The sequence below is a fragment of the Ardenticatena maritima genome (genome assembly GCF_001306175.1).
Classification (GTDB): domain Bacteria; phylum Chloroflexota; class Anaerolineae; order Ardenticatenales; family Ardenticatenaceae; genus Ardenticatena; species Ardenticatena maritima.
On sequence record NZ_LGKN01000005.1, the window covers coordinates 348,871 to 365,661 of the forward strand.

Consider the following 16,791-nt stretch of genomic DNA (forward strand, 5'->3'; position numbering starts at 1 on the left):
CAAAACGAGGCGACACGATGTCGCCTCGTTTTACGTGGTCGGGGCGAGAGGATTCGAACCTCCGGCCTCGGCGTCCCAAACGCCGCGCTCTAACCGGGCTGAGCTACGCCCCGAAGCAGGGCAGATTATAGCACGGTGAGCGGGAAAAGCAACCTTGAAAAGTCAGACACAACACCGCCACGGCGTTTTTTACCCCGCGCAACAACTCAACGTCGCCACATCTTTCTCGAACGATTGCGCCGCCAGTTTGAGCCCTTCCGCCAGTGTCAAATAGGGGAAGATGGTTTCCGCCACGTCGCGCGTTGTCATCCCCGCCCGAATAGCCAGCACCGCAATCTGGATGATTTCGCCCCCTTCCGGTGCCAGCAGATGCGCCCCCAGCAAACGGTCGCTCTCGGCGTCCGCCACGAGTTTGATCAGCCCGCGCGTATCGTGCGCCGCGAGTGCACGCGGCACATGCGTCAACGGCAAAACGGACGTTTTGACGGCAAATCCTGCTTCGCGCGCCTGGCTTTCGGTCAACCCGGCCGAAGCCACCTGGGGGTCGGTGAAGGTGACTTTGGGCAAGGCGTCCAGGTCAAGCGTGCGGCGGTTGCCATGCAACGCATTTTCCGCGGCGACCGAGCCGCTGTGCGCGGCGACATAGACGAACATCGGCAAGGTGGCGCAATCGCCCGCGGCGTACACGCGGGGGTTGCTGGTCTGGGCGTACTCGTCAATGCGAATATGGCCGCGCTCGTCCAGTTCCACATGCGCCGCTTCCAACCCCAGCCCCGCCGTGTTGGCGCGCCGCCCGGTCGCCACCAACACGTGCTCGGCTTCGATGGTCTCCGCCTCGCCCTCGCGCTCAAAAGTGACGGCGACCCGTTGGGGCGCACGCCGCTCAACCCCACGCACGCGGACGCCGGCTTCAATGCGCATGCCTTCGGCTTCCAGGTAGGTTTCGAGCGCCTCGCCAATTTCGGGCTCTTCCTGCGGCACAATGCGCGGCAGCGCTTCCAGCACGGTCACGAATGTCCCCGCCCGCGCATACACCTGCGCCAATTCCAACCCCACCGCACTACCGCCAATGACGATGAGCGAACGGGGTTGCTCTTTGGTCGCCAGGGCGTCGGTGCTCGTCCAGTAGCCCGCTTCTGCCAATCCGGGGATGGGGGGCGCCCAAGGATGCGCGCCCGTGGCAATGATGACGTGTTCGGCGCGGTAGAGCCGTTCATCCACGGCGAGCGTGGTCTCGTCAACGAAGCGCGCACGCCCACGGATAAGCGTGATGGTCGGGTAGGCCGCCAAAACGTCCACATACTTGGCTTGCCGCAATTCAGCCACCAGGGCGTCCTTCTGCTGGATGAGACGATGCCAAGCGAGGTGTCCCTGCGCCAGTTGGACACCGTCAAAACGCCGCGCGGCGTCCGCGGCATGCCACGCTTCGACCATGCGAATGAGCGTTTTGCTGGGAACACACCCCACGTTGACGCACGTGCCCCCAATCAGCCCGCGCTCAATCAGGGCGACACGTGCGCCTGCTTCCGCCGCTTTGATGGCGGCGGCAAACCCAGCCGACCCACCACCAATCACAAGCAAGTCGTAGGTGGTGTCAGGCTCGTCGGACGCAACAGCGGGCGAGGCAACGGCGGCGACTTCGGCGCGGTATCCCGCCTGCTCCACGGCGGTTGCCAGGCGCTCCGGCGAGACGCCTTCATCCGCCTGCACGATGGCTTGTTGGCTTTCCCAGCCAGGCACTTCGACATGCGCCACACCCGGCACAGCAGACAAGGCGTCTCGGACATGGCGGGCGCATGCGTCGCAGGTCATTCCCTGGATGGCGAGTTGAATTGTTTTCATCAGCACGTCTCCTTTTTGCCAGCCAATCACCCTATCCCCCCGTAGGGGATACAAGCATACCACACACGTTCTTTCCACGCAAACGCCACACACTTCACAGAGCGTTTGACTTTGTGGTATAGTGCATGACACCCACACGAGACTTTTGCGAAGGAGCGTTGCCATGTCACAACTCGATCTCGATCCTCGGTCTGGTGCAGGTTCTCTCGCGGAGAGTGTCCAGCGTATTCCTCTCTGGCTCGTTTTGTTGTTGGTCCTGGGGCTTAGCGCCGTCATTCTGGTCGCCTCTTCGGAAAATTACAGCGATATTGCAAGTTTTATTTCGCAGGGAATCAAATTCACGATTATCCTTTCGGTGCTCGGCTACGCGCTTGCACTCGTTCTGGGGCTCATCATCGGGTTGGGACGCCTCTCCACCAACCCCATCATCTACGCGCTTTCAACGCTCTATGTCGAGGTGTTTCGCGGCGTGCCGATTCTGGTGGTCATCTTCTACGTGGCGTTCGTCGTCGGTCCCACTGTGGGCTTGCGTTCGGACATGACTCGCGCCATTGTGGCGCTCGGATTGGTGTACGGTGCGTATCTTGCCGAAGTGTATCGCGCGGGGATTCAGGCAATTCCCAAAGGGCAACGTGAAGCCGCCGCGGCGCTGGGGCTTTCGGGGGTGCAGACCATGCGCTACATCATCTTGCCCCAGGCGATGCGTATCATTTTGCCCCCCTTGGGCAACGATTTCATCGCCATTCTCAAAGATTCGTCGCTGGCGAGTGTCCTGGGGGTTGTGGAACTCACGCACATGACGCGCCGCTATGTTTCGCGCACATTCGACACGTTTGGCGGCTGGACAATCGCCGCCCTACTCTACCTGAGCATGACGCTCATCCTTTCAATGGCGGTGCGAGCGTTGGAGCATTACAGCGAACCCACGGGACAACACCAAAAATAAAGGACGTGTCTTCTGAGGAAAACGGTGTCTCGCTCATCAACAAGCCCCAAGTGGGCGTGGAAAATCGGGAGCATTCGCGGTATCCCGCTCCGCATTCACGCAACATTTCCGCTGGTGTTGCTCTGGGCGGCGTGGGAATGGGGGCGTAACGGCTCTCTTCACACAGCACTGTACGGAATGGCGCTGGTGGTGGCGCTTTTTGGCTGTGTGGTGCTGCACGAGTTGGGGCATGCGTTCGTGGCGCGCTGGCGCGGCATTGTTGTGGAAGAGATTTTGCTCTTGCCGCTGGGTGGGCTGGCACAGTTTCGCAGTCCGCTCGACAATCCGCGCGATGAGTTTCTGGTCGCCGTCGCGGGACCCCTGGTCAACCTGGCACTCATCGGGGTGCTGTTGCCCCCCACACTCGTCCCGCTCGTTTCACTGACCCAATTCGGGCTGATCAACGCGCTGACCACGCCCGGCTGGCAAAGTCTGGCGTTCTACCTGCTTCTGACGAACGCCCTGCTCGCGGGCTTCAACCTGTTGCCCATCTTCCCCATGGATGGGGGGCGCATGTTGCGCGCCACGTTGACCGCGGGGCTTTCCTACGAACGGGCGACATGGGTGGCGGTTCGTTTGGGGCAAAGCGTTGCCGTCCTGATGGGGCTTTACGGCTTCTTCCAAAACCTCTGGTTCTTGCTGATGGGGGTGTTTCTCTTTTTCGCCGCCGAACAAGAAATGCGCCGCCTCGCGCAACGTCAACTGCTTGATACGGCGCACGTGGGCAACCACATGACGCGGCGCGGCTTGACCTTCGCGCCCTCTACGCATGTCCACAGCGCCTATCTCGTCGCACGCATGAGCCTGCAACCCATTTGGCCTGTTGTGGAACGGGGTCGCCTGTTGGGGCTGGTCAGCCGCGCGGCGATTGAGAAAGCCGCCGCATCGGCGTCCCGCATTGCGGACATCATGCAAACGTCGTACCCTGTGCTGACGCCCCGCGACACGCTCTATCGCGCCCAAACCCTGCTGGCTGAATCCAACAGCGAAGCCGCCGCCGTCATCGAAAACGGCGTTTTTGTGGGGATCTTCTCGGTGTACGACCTCATGCACGCCCTGCGGCAGTTGGAAGAAACGCCCGCTTGACTTATTCGAGGACAACCCGCCCCAACACAACGCGCTCGCCGTCCGCATCCAGCACCAGCGTGTACGCGCCCGGCGGCACGCCCGGCACAAACACCACCTGCGGGTCGCGCACCACATCCCCCTGACGCCACGCATCCAGCGGGAAACGCCCTTCCGTGGGCGTCCAGCCCCACGCCCCCACCTCACGCCCATCGGCGTCCAGCAAGCGCAAGGTGAACGCGGGGACGTGCGGCGCATCGCGTTCCGCCCGCCAGAAGAGCACCACCTGCATCGGCTCGCCCGCGTGCAGCGGCGTCTCCGGCGCATGGTCGAACCCCAGTTTGTTGAAGCGCCACCCCAGGAGCGTCAGGTCGCCCAGCCGCTCATGCGCTTCCACCCGGCGGTCGAGCGCATCGGGGTCGGGGGGGACGGCGGGACGCTCCACCTGCACCGCCGCCAATGTGAGCGCGTCTGCGCCGTCGGGCAACGGCAGGCGCGCGCCCGTCGCGGCGTCGTACACCCCCACGATGAGCCGATACGTCCCCGGCGGCGTCCCCGGAAAGATGGGCACGCCGACACGCCCGCGATACCGCTCGCCCAGACGCCACGCCGACGTTGATTGGGCGGCGGGCGGGGCGTCACGTTGCCCCACAATGTGATTGCCGCCGTCCAGCACTTGCGCAAAGAAGGTGTACGCACGTTCGGGGGGCGTCAGCGCCGACCATTCGAGTTCCAGGCGCACAATGTCGCCCGACGGCACGCTGAGCGGCGCCACCGCCGCCCGTTCCAGCCGCAACACGTCGCCAAACACGGCGTCCACCGGGCGTAGTTGGTCGCTCAGGTCACCAAATTCGTACACCACCAGCCGCACATCGCCATACCAGCGATCGCTGGCTTTGAAGGCGTGCTCATTCAGCCACTGTTCCACAATGCCCTGGGGGTCTTGCTGTTGCTGCCCCCAGAGAATGGCGTAAAGCCGTTTGTGCGTGCGCGCCAGCGTTTCGAGCGTTGCCAGCAGGCGCGCTTCATCGCGCACATTGGCGCTGGTGATGGGGTAGCGCGGCAAATCGCCCTGGTAGTAGTAGTCGAACACTTCGATTTGCCCGCCGCCCAGCAACAAAATCGCGTCGTCGGGGCTGGCGGTGGCTTCAATCGTGCGGGCAATGCCGCGGTATTCGTCGCGCCAGTAGCGCGGGTTGCGCCATTCGTTGCGCAAAGGCGCCACAGCCGCCGCCACGAGGAACACGCTCGCAAGCGCGGTCAAGCCCCAGCGGGCGGAACGGGGCAGGCGTTGGGTCAGCGTCTGCACGCCCAGCCCCAGCACCAGATGAAAGCCCGGCGTGGCTTGAAGCAAAAACTTGGGGTTGTAGAACGGTCGGTCAAGCGCTGATAGGAGCACCATCAGAGCGGGCGGCGTCAGCCACCAGGCAAGGGCACACCACCCCCAGCGCCCAACGCGCCACGCGCCCCACAGCCCCAGCCCCGCCAGCGCCAGAAAGCCCCACAACCAGGGCGACCACGTGGGCGGCACGCTTTCGCCCAAACTGAACACGCGCACCAATTCGCGCACCAGGAAGCCGACGCCAAACGCTTCGCTGATGGCGGGCCAGTTGAGCAACGTGGTGCGGCTGTACCAGAGCCAGGGCAGGTAGCAAAGCGCCAGCCCGGCTTGCGCCGTCAGCCAGGCAAGCGCCTGCCGGGTGCGCCGTTCGCGCCACCAGAGCAACGCCCACACCAGGTTTTGGGTGGCAATGAGCGCCACGCCGAAGTAGTGCGTGTAGGCAACGGCAAGCGCCGCCAGCCACCAGAGCGCCAAACGGCGCGGGGTGGGACGGTTCAGCCATGCGCCAAACGCCCACCACGAAAGCGCGCCCAGCAACGTCACAAGCGCGTACATGCGCACTTCTTGCGCGTAGTGGATGGCGAACGGGGAAACCGCCGCCGCCACGCCCGCCACCAGCGCCGCCCGGTCGCCAAACCAGTCGCGCGCCAGCCGCATGACGACAGCGACGGTGAGCGTGCCGTAGAAGGCGCTCAGCAGGCGCAACGCCGCCACCGAAAAGCCCGCGCCCTGCACCCAGGCGTGCAGGGTCCAGTAGTAGAGCGGCGGATGAATGTCGCGGGCGGTGTGCTGGGCAATCGCCAGAAAACCGCGTCGCGCCATGCCGATGCTGTTGCCTTCATCGTTCCACAGGCTCTGAATCTCCAGCCCGTAGGCGCGCAAGGCAAACGCCGCCAGCACCACCAGCGCGAAAAGCCAGAAGGTGGGCGATGGGCGGCGGCGGAAGCGCGTTGCCGGCATGATGCTTCACTCCATCTCAGACGGTGATGCGTTCGATGTCGGCGCCCAAAGCGCGCAAGCGTTCATCCAGACGGCTGTACCCACGCTGAATTTGGTGAATGTTGTAGATGGTGCTTTCGCCCTCGGCGCAGAGCGCGGCAATCACCAGCGCCATGCCGGCGCGAATGTCGGGACTGGTGAGTTCCTGTCCGTAGAGTTTCGAGGGACCCACCACCACAGCGCGGTGTGGGTCGCACAACACAATGCGCGCCCCCATGCTGATGAGTTTGTCTACCCAGAAGAGCCGCCCCTCGAACATCCACTCGTGAATGAGCACGGTGCCGCGCGCCTGGGTTGCCAGCACCAGCGCAATACTCGTCAGGTCGGCGGGGAAACCGGGCCAGAGTTGGTCTTTGATTTCGGGAATAGCGCCATGCAAGGCGTCTTGCACTTCCAGCGTCTGGCCGGCGGGCACGATGATGTCGTTGCCATCCACTTCCCAGCGGATGCCCAGCCGCTCGTACACAATGCGCGTCATACGGTGGTGTTCGTTCGGGTAGGCGTCCTTGATGCGCAGTTCGCCCCCCGTCACCGCCGCCAACCCGATGAAACTGCCCACTTCGATGTAGTCGGATTCGATACGCTCACGCGCGCCACCCAGCGGCAAGCCGCCTTCAATCACCAGCGTGCTCGAACCAATGCCCTCAATGTGTCCGCCCATGGCGTTGATCATGCGGCAGAGTTGCTGAACGTGCGGCTCGGCGGCGGCGTTGCGGACGATGGTGGTGCCCTGCGCAGCGGTCGCCGCCATGACGACATTCTCCGTGCCGGTCACGCTGGCTTCGGGCAGGAAAATGTCTGCGCCGTAAAGCCCATGCGGCGCGGTGAGGATGTAGCGGTCGGGCAAGATTTCGACTTCCACGCCCAGTTGCTCAAAGGCGTAGATGTGCGTATCCAGCGGTCGCCGCCCAATCCGGTCGCCGCCGGGGCGCGGCAGCGTGGCGCGCCCTTCACGCGCCAACAAGGGTCCCGCCAGCAAGAACGAGGCGCGAATCTGGCGGCAGAGCGCGGGGTCGGGGCGGGTGCTGGTGAGCGTTTCGGCGCGAATACGCCAGACGCCGGGCGCTTCTTCAACCACCGTCGCCCCCAGATGTTCCACCAGCGCCAGCATCACCTGCACGTCGCGAATGTCGGGCACGTTTTCGAGCACAATCTCCTGGTCGGTGAGCAAGGTGGCGGCAATCATCGGCAGGGCGGCGTTCTTGTTGCCCTGCGGCACAAACGTCCCCTGGATGGGATTCCCGCCCCGAATGCGATAGGCTTCCATGGTCTGTACTCCTGCATGGATGACTTTGGTCGGAATATCAAACATTTATCCCAGCACCTCAACAAAATGAATCGTCATGCCGCCTTTCTGCATGCGTTTGATCTCCCCCAGCCGCAAAGTTTGCGCATCGGGGCTGGTGGTGATGTTGCGCTGCACCCAGAACCCAACAGGGCGCGCCAGGAACAGCGCCGCCAACGCCGCCATAATGGCGCGCGGCACACGGTCGGCAATGCTTTCTTTCTCATGCCAGGGTGCGGACGCCGCAAATGAAGAAAGCCCCGCCAGCACACCCGTCACGGCGATGTTGGTGCCGCAGTTGGGGTGAATCGCCAGCGTGGCTTCGCCCCGTTGCAAGCGGCGCAAGGCTTCTTCGGCGGCGCGGCGCACGTCTTCGGTTTCGACGTTGCCGTAGAGCCAGAACCCGCGCGCGGTGGAACGCCCCACCATGCGCAGGTTGGGAATGCGCATGCTCAACAAGGTGATGGTGGCGTGTTCAAGCGCATGCACACGCCGCACTTTGCCCACTACGGGCGCGTCCAGCAGTTTGGCAAGCAGATTGCTCATGTTCCTGCTCCTTTACGTCCGATATCGAACAAGCGCATGGCGTCCCACCGTGGGGACGCCATGCAACCAGCAAGCCTGTATGATAGTCAATTTCAGAATGGGCGCATCTCTTCGGGGATGGACGCCCAGTCTTCAAGGAACCGCTGTAAGCCGATGTCGGTGAGGGGGTGCTTCATGATTTGCTGCAACACCTTGAAGGGCATAGTGGCAATGTCCGCGCCGAGCATCGCCGCCTGCACCACGTGCATGGGATGGCGGATACTCGCGGCAAGCACCTGTGTTTCAAAGCCGTAAGTGTGTTTGATGTGCACCAACTGCTCGATGAGTTCCATACCGTTCTGGCCGGCGTCGTCCAGCCGCCCGATGAAGGGGCTGACGTAGTAGGCGCCTGCTTTCATCGCCAGCAAGCCCTGTGTAGCGTTGAAGACCAGCGTCATGTTGACGCGAATGCCCTCTTCGGCGAGTTTGCGCGTCGCCGCCAACCCGTTGGGCGTGCAGGGAATTTTGGCAACGATGTTGGGCGCCCAAGATGTCACCAGGCGGGCTTCCTCAATCATGCCCTCCACGTCGGTGCTCACCGTTTCCGCGCTGACCGTCCCGCGGTCGCCAATGATTTCGCTGATGGCGAGGATGTTTTCTTTGAAGGCGCGCCCGGCACGCGCCGCCAACGTTGGGTTGGTGGTGACGCCGTCCAAGACGCCCCACTCAGCGGCCTGGCGGATTTCATCCAATACGGCGGTATCCAGAAAAATTTGCATGGCTCTTTCCTCCAAACTCGTTTACCATTTTCCTTCGCGATACTCGCGAGCATGCCGAATGTACGCCTCGGCGGCATGTTTCAGGTAGGCTTTTTTGGCGTCGTCCAGCGGTCCCACAATACGGGCGGGCACGCCGAGCGCCAGCGTGCCGGGGGGAACGTGCATCCCCGGCGGCACAAGCGCCCCTGCGCCCACCATAGCCCCCGCGCCAATGTGTGCGCCGTCCAGCACAGTGGCGCGGATGGCAATCAACGCGCCGTCTTCAACCGTTGCGCCGTGTACCACCGCCCCATGCCCAATGGTCACATTGTTGCCAATGTGCACTGGAAAGCCTTTGGAGACGTGGATAATGACGCCGTCTTGCACGTTGGTGCGTTCGCCTATGCGCACCACGTCCACGTCGCCCCGAATGACCACCCCAAACCAGATACTGCTCTCCGCGCCAATCTCGACGTCGCCGCGGATGACGGCGCCCTCGGCGACAAAGACCGATGGATGAATGCGCGGTTCAATCTGCGGCATGGCGCTTACTCCTTCCGGGCGGCTTCGCGCTGCAACAGGTAGATGAGCGTGCGCACGGGGACGCCCGTCGCGCCGTAGGGGGTCAACGGGGGCTTGGGTTGGCGGTCGCCCTGCACGGTGGCGCTACCGGCAATGTCCAGGTGCGCCCAGGGGTACGCGCCATCCACAAAGCGGCGCAAGAAGAGCGCGGCGGTAATCGCACCACCGGCGCGAATGCCCACGTTCTTCACGTCGGCGATTTTGCTTTCCAGATAGGCGTCGTAGGCGTCCCACAGGGGCATGCGCCAGGTCGGTTCGCCGGCGTCGCGGGCGGCGGCTTCGATAGCGGCAGCGAGGTCGTCATCGGTGGCAAAGAGCGCGTTCAGGTCATAGCCCAGCGCAATCATCTTCGCGCCGGTGAGTGTGGCAATGTCAATCGTGTAGCGCGGGTTGTAGCGCTTGGCGTATTCGAGCGCATCCGCCATGATGAGCCGCCCTTCGGCGTCGGTGTTGCCAATTTCGATGGTTTTGCCGCCCAGCGAGGTGAGGACGTCGCTCGGTCGGTAGGAATGCCCCGAAACCATGTTTTCGGTGGCGGGAATCAGCCCCACCACGGGCAGGGGCACTTCCAGTTCCGCCAATGCGGTAAAGACGCCCAGCACCGCGGCGCCGCCCGCCATGTCGCTCTTCATGTCCGCCATGCCTGCGCCGGGTTTCAGGTTGTAGCCGCCGGTGTCGAATGTGACGGCTTTCCCCACCAGCACAACGGGCGGCACATTGGGGAATTCATCCAGGCGATGTTCCAGGATGATGAAGTAGGGGGGTGTGTCGGAGCCCATCGCGACGCCCAAAAACGCCCCCATGCCCAATTCGGCGGCGGCGTCGCGGTCCAGAATGCGCGTGACGATGTGGGCGCACGCCGTATCAAGGTCTTGCGCCACTTGCGCCAGACGCCCAGGCGTGGCGATGTTGGGGGGTTCGTCCACCAGGGTGCGCGCCAGGTTGACGCCCCGCGCAATCGCCAGTCCCACACTCAACCCACGGTCGGCGGCGTCGCTTTCTTCTTCACGCGCCAGCACCAGCGTCGCGCTGATCTCGCCTTCGTCTTCGGCGGGTTTGCGCAGTTCGCGGAACGACCAGTTGCCGATAACCAGCCCTTCGGCAACGGCTTGCGCGCGCGCCTCGGCGCCGACGTCATCGAGGGGGGCGCGCGCCAAGGTGGTCGCCAGCACACCGCCCCCCAACGCGCGCGCTTTGCGCACGCCCAGCGCCGCCGCGTTGCGGAGCGCGTCGCGGGTGCGCTGTTTCCCCAAGGGCGCCACCAGAATGCGGCGGTAGGGGAGTTTGCCGTGGGGGTGCAACACCGCCACTTCGTTCCCCGTGGGGTTGATTTCGCGCGTTTGGAGCGCATCCGTGAGCAAGCCGTCCAGGGCTTCGTCGAGGTCGGTGGGTGGGGTTTCATCTTTAGCCAGCCCGATGAGCAGAAAATCGGCGTCGGTTTGGCGTGGGTCGCTTGTGGCGATACGCAGTTCCATTTCAGCCTCCTTGACGTTCAAACAAGGTTTTTTTCAAACAACGGCGGTGCGGTCTGGTCCCTTCGCCAGATACCACGTTTGCGTATGGGGGTCGTACACCAGTTCCCACAGACGGTTGGGCGGCGTCATCACCATGATGTGCAAACGCCCCAGGTCGTCGGTTGTTTGCCGCCCCACGTCGCCGACCACATACCGCTGACCATGCACCTCAAACGCCAGCGGGCGCAACACACCGCCGGGCGACATGTGGGCTTCCACGTGGATAGGCGTCCAATCGTTGGGCATGAGTTCCCTCGCTTCTTGCGCAATCAAATCGAGCGCGGCAAGCGCCGAATCGAGTTTATTTGCCGAGCGGTCGCCCGTTTGCCAGACGAAACGGCGCACAACGGTGTGAACGGGGGTGCTCACGCCGATGTAAACCAGCCCGACAGGCTTTTCGGGTGTGCCGCCGCCCGGTCCGGCAATGCCTGTAATGCCGACGCCAATGGTGCTCTGGAAGCGGGCGCGCACACCTTCGGCCATTTCGCGCGCCGTCGGCTCGCTGACGGCGCCATGTTCCGCCAGGGTGCTTTCACGCACACCCAGCAAAGCCATTTTAGCGGCGTTGCTGTAAGAGACGACGCCACCCAAAAAGTAATCGGACGAACCGGGGACTTCGGTGATGAGGTGCGCCAGCAAGCCCCCCGTGCAAGATTCAGCCGTTGCCAGCGTGGCATTCGCCAGGCGCAGCAAATGCCCCACGTGGGCGGCGCGTTCGTACATGGCAGGCTCCTCTCGTTGCGGGTTTGTCGTCGGCTCGATTATACTGTGAGGCAAAGGCGCGGCAAAGCCCATGATGAGACGCCCCACACAGGGGCGTGTGCGAAAGGACGCCCGCTCATGAATCTGAAACAAGTGGCGCTTCAATGGCTCTTTGTGTACGTCTGGATGGCGCTGGCGGCGGTGGCGGTGAAAGTGCTGACACCGTTCTGGAATGACGCTTCCTGGTCAGAGGTGCTGGTGGTACTTCCCCTTGGTGGAAGTATCGCCTGGTCGCTGTCGCAGTTTCTGGTGCGCACCATCCAGGCGCGGCTCAACCAACGCCGTTGAGGAAGTGAGAGAGGCATGCGACCGGAACGCGCACGCACGTATCAAACCGAAGGCATCATCCTGAACCGCCGTGATTGGGGCGAAGCCGACCGGCTCATCACGCTGTTCACGCCGGAATACGGCAAACTGCGCGTGGTGGCGGTGAGCGCCCGCAAACCGACGACCCGCAAAAGCGGCCACCTGGAACTTTTCACGCGCGGCCGGTTTGTGCTGGCGCGTGGGCGCACGTTCGACAAACTCACCCAGGCGCAGACGCTGGATTATTTCGAGGGCGTGCGGCGCGACCTGGCGCGCATTGGGCAAGCGGGCATGCTGTGCGAACTGGTTGACCGCTTTTTTGAAGAAGCGGACGCGGCTCCCGCGGTGTATGACTTGCTCCACAACGCATTGCTCGCCCTCAACAGCGGCGACCCCGGCGACCTGGTGTTGTTGCACTTTCAAATGCACCTGTTCGACCTGGTGGGCTACCGCCCCGCTCTGCATGAGTGCGTGGTGTGCGGCGAACCGGTTGCGCCCGTGGCGCAATTCATCAGCGTTGAGTTGGGCGGCGTGGTGTGCCCCACCTGTCGGCAACGTTTGCGCGAGGAAGAAGGCGCAGCCGCGGAACAGTTGGTGCGCCCGCTGTCGCTGAACGCGCTCAAAGTGCTGCGGTTTCTGCAAACCGCCCCGTGGCCGCGCGTGCGCAAATTGCGCTTGCCCGACGATGTGCGCGAAGAAGTGCGCACACTGCTCGAATTGTGGGCAACGCACCATTTGGAACGGGGGTTACGGTCGGGGCGCTTTTTGCGGGAAGTGGAAGCGTGGTACGACGCCAAGAAAAAGCCCTGACAGGCGGCGCGGCCTGTCAGGGCTGCGTGGGCGTCAGGCGCTGCGCAGGGTTGCGCCGAGTTGGTCGGCAAGCGCCTGCACAATGCGCTGGCGAATGGCGGCGGCGGCTTCGTCGGTGAGTGTTTCTTCCGCCTGATAGGTCAGTCGGTACGCCAGGCTCTTCGTGCCTTCGGGCAACGGTTCGCCCTGATAGACGTCGAAGAGGTGCACGTCCGCCAGCACGCTGCCCCCCGCTTCGCGAATCACACGCTCCACTTCCGCCGCGGGCGTGGCTTCGTCCACGATGATGGCGATGTCTTCGATGACGGCGGGCACACGCGGCACGGCGCGAATACGGTAGCCGTCGGGAACAGCCGCCAGCACGGGGCGCAGGTCGAATTCCGCCAGAGCGATGCGCTGCGCCGGCAAGTCGTTCGCTTCGCGCACCAACGGGTGCATTTCGCCCACAACACCAATGCGTTCCCCGTCCAGCAAGATGGCGGCGGTGCGCCCTGGTTGCAGTGTGGGGTGCTCGGCGGGCGCGAACGTGATACGCTCGGCAACGTGCAGGTGCGCAAAGAGTTCGTCCAGCACGCCCTTGACGGCGAAGTAATCGGCGGCGGGTGGGGTGGGGTTCAACCAGGTGGGCGGCTCGACGGGACCGGTCATGGCAATCCCCACACGCAAGATTTCGTCGGGCAGGCGCTCGCCTTCGCGGCGATGATAGACAAAACCCACCTCGAAAAGCGCCACACGGTCGTGGTGGTGGATGTTGCGTTGCAGGGCTTCCACCAGGCTCACGAGCAGGGTGCGGCGCATGACACGGCGCTCGCGCGAAGAGGGGTTAAGCAGCGCCACGTAGGCCTCATCGGGCAACACGTCGCCGTCCAGCCGCAAGCGCCCCTCGGCTTCGGGCGTGGTCAGCGCATAACTGATGATTTCTTGCAAGCCCGCGCCCACCAGCAGGTCGCGCGTGCGTTCAGTCAACAGGTGGTCGCGATAGGGGCGCAACGGTGGCAATTCGTCCGCCAGCAGCGTGCTGGGCAAGCGGTCAAGCCCGTAGATGCGCACCAGTTCCTCGGCAAGGTCGGCTTGCCCTTCAATGTCCATGCGGTGGTCGGGCACGGTGACGCGCAAGCGGCGCTCGTCCAGCGGTTCAACGGTGAATTCCAGCCGCTGCAAGATGTCGGTCGCCTCTTCGGCGCTGAATTCGACGCCCAGCAACCGCGCGATGAAGTCCAAATCCATCTCCACAACAACGGTGGGCGGCGGTGCGGGGTAGTTGTCCACCATGCCGTCGGCAATCGTGCCGCCCGCCAACTGGTGCATGAGCAACGCGGCGCGGCGGTTGCCAATCTCCGCCAGCGCAGGATGCACGCCGCGGCTAAAACGCTTGGCGGCTTCGGAAAAGATGTTGTGATAAACCATCGAGCGCCGAATGCTGAGGAAGTTCCACGAAGCGGCTTCCAGCAGAACGTTGCGCGTGGCGTCGCTCACTTCGGTTTCAGCGCCCCCCATAATCCCCGCGATGCTGAGAATGCCCGCCGTGTCGGTCACGAGGATGTCGTTGGGCGTCAAGCGGCGCTCCACATCGTCCAGCGTCACCAAGGTTTCGCCTTCGCGCGCCTGGCGCATGATGATGCGCGGCGTTTCGCGCCCTGTGCGGCGCGCCCGTTCGACGAGTTTGTCGTAGTCGAAGGCGTGCAGGGGTTCGCCCGTTTCGAGCATGACGTAGTTGGTGATGTCCACGATGTTGTTGATGGGACGCATGCCGCAAAGGATGAGGCGGCGCTGCATCCAGAAGGGCGAGGGTTTGACTTCAACGTTGGTGATGAGCGAGGCGGTGAAGCGCGGGCACTTGTCGGGGTCTTCGATGACGATTTCGACTTTGCCTTCGATCGGCTCGCCCAGGGCTTCACGGGGCCAGTCGGTGCTGGGGGTTTTCAGCGGGCGCTTGTAGAGCGCGGCGACTTCGCGGGCGACGCCCCAGATGCTCATGCAGCGGGCAATGTTCGGCAAGATGGCGATTTCGAGCACCGTGTCGCCCAGGTAGTCGCACAGGGGGGTGCCCACGGGGGCGTCGTCGGGCAGTTCCAGAATGCCCTCGTGTTCATCGCTCAGCCCCAGTTCGCGCTCACTCAGCACCATGCCTTCGGAGCGCACGCCGCGCAATTTGGCGGGTTTGAGTTTGATTTTTTCGCGCGCCTCGCTGTACCCGTTGATGACGGTCGCCCCCACGGTCGCAAACGCCACTTTCATGCCGGGGCGGACATTGGGCGCGCCGGTGACAACGGTCAGCGGTTCGCCCGTGCCGTATTCAACGGTGGCAAGCACCAGACGGTCGGCGTTGGGGTGTTTTTCAACCTTCAACACCTCGCCGACACGGATACGTTCGGGATCCCACCAATCACCGATGCGCTCAATCTCTTCAACTTCAAGCCCCGCCAGCGTGAGGCGCTCGGCGAGTTCTTCAACGGGAATATCGTCCACCTGTACGAATTCGTTGAGCCAGGACAGTGGTACGCGCATGGCTATCTCCTTCGCTTGATCTCGTCAGAATTGTTCCAGGAACCGCAAATCGTTTTGCCAGAAGTAGCGGATATCTTCGATGCCATACTTCAACATGGTGATGCGTGCGGGTCCCATGCCGAAGGCGTAGCCCGTGTAGCGTTCGGGGTCGTAGCCGCCGTTGCGCAGCACGGTTGGGTGTACCATGCCGCACCCCATGATTTCGAGCCAGCCGGTGCCTTTGCAGAGGCGGCACCCTTCGCCGCCGCAGAGCAAGCAGTCCATGTCCACTTCGGCGCTTGGTTCGGTGAAGGGGAAATAACTGGCGCGGAAGCGCAAGCGCCGTTCAGGCCCGAAAAGCCGCCGCACAAAGTATTCGATGGTGCCTTTGAGGTCGGCCATGGTGATGTGATGCCCAATCGCCAACCCTTCCACCTGCTGGAACTGGATATCGGAGCGCGGTGTAATTTGCTCGTGCCGATAGACCATGCCGGGCAACATGATGCGCACAGGCGGCGGGTTGTCCGGGTTCATGGCGGCAAATTCGCGCATGGCGTGGATTTGCCCCGGCGAGGTGTGCGTGCGCAACAAGACGTCGTTTTCGTCCGGGCTCCGCTCGATGTAGAAGGTGTCTTGCATTTCGCGCGCCGGGTGGTGCGGGGGAATGTTGAGCAACTGGAAGTTGTATTCGTCCAATTCGACTTCGCGCGAGGCGTACACCTGGAAACCGAGGTCGGCGAAGATGCGTTCAATTTCGCGCATGACCTGTGTGCTGGGGTGCAAGCGCCCCAACGGGGGACGGCGGCCGGGGAGCGTCACGTCCACCGCGTCGGCCGCCAGGTGCGCCGCCAACTCCGCCTGACGCACGGCTTCGGCGCGCTCGGTGTAGGCCTGTTCCAGCGTTTCTTTGATGTCGTTCGCCAGTCGCCCGACAATGGGGCGTTCTTCGGGGGAAAGGTTCCCCATGCCGCGCAGCACCTGCGAAAGTTTCCCTTTCTTGCCCAGGTAGGTACTGCGCCATGCCGCCAGGTCGGCTGATGTTTGGGCGCGTTCCAGCGCCTGCAAGGCTTCTTCGCGCAAGGCATGCAATTCTTGCTGCATGGTCTCCTCCTCGTCTCGTCAACTGTTCGCGCCACCACGGACGAGCGCATACAAAAACGCCCGCCCCCTGAAGGGACGAGCGTTTGCCCGCGGTACCACCCTTCTTGCTTGCCGAAGCAAGCCACTTCCCCCCAACAGCGCCCACCGCGCGATTGGGTGCTCCGATAACGGGGAGCCACCGGAGCCTGCTACTAGGCGCTGTGCGCCGTTCACAGGTCGGCTCGGGAGGGAACGTTGCACCGGCACGACACGAAGGCTTCCAGTCACGACCTTCGCTCCCTGGGACGTGCGCTGATGGCGCAACTCGTCTCCGTCAATGCCTTTGGCGTCTGTGTTGTTGTAGGTAAAGAGTATATGGAAAGTGGTCAAAACGTCAATGCTTTTGTGTACTTTGGCGCCAATTATGCACCAAAATGTATGAAATCCAC

14 protein-coding genes and 1 tRNA gene are annotated in these 16,791 nt (G+C 63.3%); 4 read left to right on the forward strand and 11 right to left on the reverse strand.

What is annotated here, in order from left to right:
• Positions 1-35 precede the first annotated feature (35 nt).
• Together SE16_RS09365 and merA are read right to left on the reverse strand one after the other, a co-directional pair.
• Positions 36-113 (reverse strand) — tRNA-Pro (locus tag SE16_RS09365).
• Positions 114-189: 76 nt separating this feature from the next.
• Complete coding sequence (merA, locus tag SE16_RS09370; protein WP_082374249.1) at positions 190-1,842, reverse strand: mercury(II) reductase; 1,653 nt, start codon at positions 1,840-1,842, stop codon at positions 190-192.
• Positions 1,843-2,005: 163 nt separating this feature from the next.
• Between merA and SE16_RS09375 the strand changes: the two genes are divergently transcribed.
• Both SE16_RS09375 and SE16_RS09380 read left to right on the forward strand, forming a co-directional pair.
• Positions 2,006-2,788 (forward strand): amino acid ABC transporter permease, encoded by a 783-nt coding sequence (locus SE16_RS09375; RefSeq protein WP_054493097.1) that lies wholly within the window; start codon positions 2,006-2,008, stop codon positions 2,786-2,788.
• A 24-nt stretch (positions 2,789-2,812) separates the two neighbouring features.
• Complete coding sequence (locus SE16_RS09380; RefSeq protein WP_054493098.1) at positions 2,813-3,913, forward strand: site-2 protease family protein; 1,101 nt, start codon at positions 2,813-2,815, stop codon at positions 3,911-3,913.
• Position 3,914: 1 nt separating this feature from the next.
• On the opposite strand, the gene SE16_RS09385 is transcribed toward SE16_RS09380, so the two are convergent.
• The 7 genes from SE16_RS09385 to SE16_RS15445 form a co-directional block, all read right to left on the reverse strand.
• On the reverse strand, positions 3,915-6,194 hold the full coding sequence (locus SE16_RS09385; protein ID WP_060687534.1) for a glycosyltransferase family 39 protein: 2,280 nt from the start codon (positions 6,192-6,194) through the stop codon (positions 3,915-3,917).
• 16 nt (positions 6,195-6,210) lie between these two features.
• The gene (murA, locus tag SE16_RS09390; RefSeq protein ID WP_054491969.1) at positions 6,211-7,500 is read right to left on the reverse strand and encodes a UDP-N-acetylglucosamine 1-carboxyvinyltransferase; all 1,290 of its coding nucleotides are present in this window, start codon (positions 7,498-7,500) and stop codon (positions 6,211-6,213) included.
• Between the two features lie 45 nt (positions 7,501-7,545).
• Positions 7,546-8,064: a DUF6391 domain-containing protein gene (locus SE16_RS09395; protein WP_054491968.1), complete on the reverse strand. Its 519-nt coding sequence runs from the start codon at positions 8,062-8,064 to the stop codon at positions 7,546-7,548.
• 92 nt (positions 8,065-8,156) lie between these two features.
• Positions 8,157-8,822: a fructose-6-phosphate aldolase gene (fsa, locus tag SE16_RS09400; protein WP_054491967.1), complete on the reverse strand. Its 666-nt coding sequence runs from the start codon at positions 8,820-8,822 to the stop codon at positions 8,157-8,159.
• Positions 8,823-8,843: 21 nt separating this feature from the next.
• Positions 8,844-9,344 carry a gamma carbonic anhydrase family protein gene (locus SE16_RS09405; protein ID WP_054491966.1) on the reverse strand — a complete coding sequence of 167 codons (501 nt, stop codon included), beginning with the start codon at positions 9,342-9,344 and terminating at the stop codon, positions 8,844-8,846.
• Positions 9,345-9,349: 5 nt separating this feature from the next.
• Complete coding sequence (locus tag SE16_RS09410; protein ID WP_054491965.1) at positions 9,350-10,858, reverse strand: leucyl aminopeptidase; 1,509 nt, start codon at positions 10,856-10,858, stop codon at positions 9,350-9,352.
• Positions 10,859-10,891: 33 nt separating this feature from the next.
• On the reverse strand, positions 10,892-11,620 hold the full coding sequence (locus tag SE16_RS15445) for a CinA family protein (RefSeq protein ID WP_200907173.1): 729 nt from the start codon (positions 11,618-11,620) through the stop codon (positions 10,892-10,894).
• 117 nt (positions 11,621-11,737) lie between these two features.
• Here SE16_RS15445 and SE16_RS09420 point away from each other — a divergent pair, with 117 nt between their 5' ends.
• Positions 11,738-11,947, forward strand: coding sequence for a hypothetical protein (locus tag SE16_RS09420; RefSeq protein ID WP_054491964.1), 210 nt, complete (start codon positions 11,738-11,740; stop codon positions 11,945-11,947).
• Positions 11,948-11,962: 15 nt separating this feature from the next.
• Entirely contained in the window at positions 11,963-12,775 is an 813-nt protein-coding gene (recO, locus tag SE16_RS09425; protein WP_054491963.1) for a DNA repair protein RecO, read from the forward strand.
• Positions 12,776-12,808: 33 nt separating this feature from the next.
• Here the strand turns inward: recO and pheT are convergent, their stop codons facing one another.
• A complete protein-coding gene (gene pheT / locus SE16_RS09430; protein ID WP_054491962.1) occupies positions 12,809-15,283 on the reverse strand; it encodes a phenylalanine--tRNA ligase subunit beta in 2,475 nt (824 codons plus the stop codon).
• Between the two features lie 24 nt (positions 15,284-15,307).
• Positions 15,308-16,363, reverse strand: coding sequence for a phenylalanine--tRNA ligase subunit alpha (gene pheS / locus SE16_RS09435; RefSeq protein WP_054491961.1), 1,056 nt, complete (start codon positions 16,361-16,363; stop codon positions 15,308-15,310).
• Between the last annotated feature and the right edge of the window lie 428 nt (positions 16,364-16,791).

Coding starts and splice junctions, on each gene's coding strand:
- merA (WP_082374249.1), bottom strand. CDS start 1,842: ATGAAAACAATTCAACTCGCCATCCAGGGAATGACCTGCGACGCATGC.
- SE16_RS09375 (WP_054493097.1), top strand. CDS start 2,006: ATGTCACAACTCGATCTCGATCCTCGGTCTGGTGCAGGTTCTCTCGCG.
- SE16_RS09385 (WP_060687534.1), bottom strand. CDS start 6,194: ATGCCGGCAACGCGCTTCCGCCGCCGCCCATCGCCCACCTTCTGGCTT.
- murA (WP_054491969.1), bottom strand. CDS start 7,500: ATGGAAGCCTATCGCATTCGGGGCGGGAATCCCATCCAGGGGACGTTT.
- SE16_RS09395 (WP_054491968.1), bottom strand. CDS start 8,064: ATGAGCAATCTGCTTGCCAAACTGCTGGACGCGCCCGTAGTGGGCAAA.
- fsa (WP_054491967.1), bottom strand. CDS start 8,822: ATGCAAATTTTTCTGGATACCGCCGTATTGGATGAAATCCGCCAGGCC.
- SE16_RS09405 (WP_054491966.1), bottom strand. CDS start 9,344: ATGCCGCAGATTGAACCGCGCATTCATCCATCGGTCTTTGTCGCCGAG.
- SE16_RS09410 (WP_054491965.1), bottom strand. CDS start 10,858: ATGGAACTGCGTATCGCCACAAGCGACCCACGCCAAACCGACGCCGAT.
- SE16_RS15445 (WP_200907173.1), bottom strand. CDS start 11,620: ATGTACGAACGCGCCGCCCACGTGGGGCATTTGCTGCGCCTGGCGAAT.
- SE16_RS09420 (WP_054491964.1), top strand. CDS start 11,738: ATGAATCTGAAACAAGTGGCGCTTCAATGGCTCTTTGTGTACGTCTGG.
- recO (WP_054491963.1), top strand. CDS start 11,963: ATGCGACCGGAACGCGCACGCACGTATCAAACCGAAGGCATCATCCTG.
- pheT (WP_054491962.1), bottom strand. CDS start 15,283: ATGCGCGTACCACTGTCCTGGCTCAACGAATTCGTACAGGTGGACGAT.
- pheS (WP_054491961.1), bottom strand. CDS start 16,363: ATGCAGCAAGAATTGCATGCCTTGCGCGAAGAAGCCTTGCAGGCGCTG.